Source organism: Vibrio sp. (assembly GCF_038138445.1).
GTDB lineage: Bacteria > Pseudomonadota > Gammaproteobacteria > Enterobacterales > Vibrionaceae > Vibrio.
Genome location: NZ_JAYQDQ010000144.1, coordinates 1 through 1,040, shown reverse-complemented (window position 1 = coordinate 1,040; position 1,040 = coordinate 1). Strand labels below are relative to the sequence as shown.

General features: G+C 41.4%; 1 protein-coding gene and 1 pseudogene. Both read left to right on the top strand.

Annotation, left to right across the window (positions count from 1 at the left end; genetic code table 11):
- The first annotated feature begins 54 nt into the window (after positions 1-54).
- A complete protein-coding gene (locus AAFM34_RS20105; RefSeq protein WP_341665920.1) occupies positions 55-537 on the top strand; it encodes a hypothetical protein in 483 nt (160 codons plus the stop codon).
- A gap of 84 nt (positions 538-621) precedes the next feature.
- Positions 622-1,040 (top strand): annotated as a pseudogene (locus AAFM34_RS20100) (isocitrate lyase); the annotation flags it as partial.

Sequence of the window (1,040 nt, the reverse complement as noted above, 5' to 3'; positions counted from 1 at the left end):
GTGTGGTGTCAAAGTATTTTGGAATGAATCTGGAGATTCACGTATTGAGTTGTCATGGAATACGTAAAAAAGGGAGACCGTGTCTGGACTCCTGAATACGTGGCCGAAGATTTAGTCCGTCATTTCAAACCCGATGGATTGGTCTTAGAACCTTGTTATGGAGCAGGAAACATTTTTAAATTTCTACCAGAAGGGTCTGACTTTTGTGAAATAGAAATGGGGAAAGACTTTTACGAGTATGATAAACAGGTAGATTGGATTGTGACCAATCCGCCTTATTCTCATTTCTCTAAGTTTATCAAGCATGGTATGTCTTTAAGTAACAACAGCGTTTGGTTGTTACCGACTTGGAAAATGTTCTCAGGTTTCGGATTACTTAAAGCGATTAGGGCACATGGTGGCATTAAAGAAATTAGACACTATGGAACTGGAACTAAATTAGGATGGTCACCATTGGCGAATGCAATAGGTGCTATACATATACAAAAGGGCTACTCAGGTGATATATCTAATAGTTGGTATGAACCAAATTTTTAAGAGAGTAGTCGATCAATACTGGGTCGAGGTTTTCACTCTGGGGGTGATCTTTAGTTTATTAACAATTATCACTGGGAATATGTTATGAAAAAGAAACGAGATTACGACTTACAGGTCGTAGAAAAACTACGGGGTAGTCGTCACTACACCAATCAATTCGCACGAGACCAAGCGCACAATCTACGCGCCATGTTTCGTGATTACCTTTACATCAATACCTTTGGAGCTTACAATGGACAACAAGCAGTCCAACACGTCAAAGCGGGTCTCAAAGCGATATACTGTTCGGGATGGCAAGTCGCTGCCGCGGCAAACTCAACCCAAGAAGTATATCCCGACCAGTCACTTTATGCTGTCAATAGCGTTCCTGACGTTGTGCGCTCTATCAATAATGCATTTAAACGTCAAGACCAAATCTCCTATTTGGAGTCTGGAAGGGGGTTTAAATACGCTCCCATCATCGCTGATGCAGAAGCAGGATTTGGAGGTGCACTAAATGCATA

Coding starts and splice junctions, on each gene's coding strand:
- AAFM34_RS20105 (WP_341665920.1), top strand. CDS start 55: ATGGAATACGTAAAAAAGGGAGACCGTGTCTGGACTCCTGAATACGTG.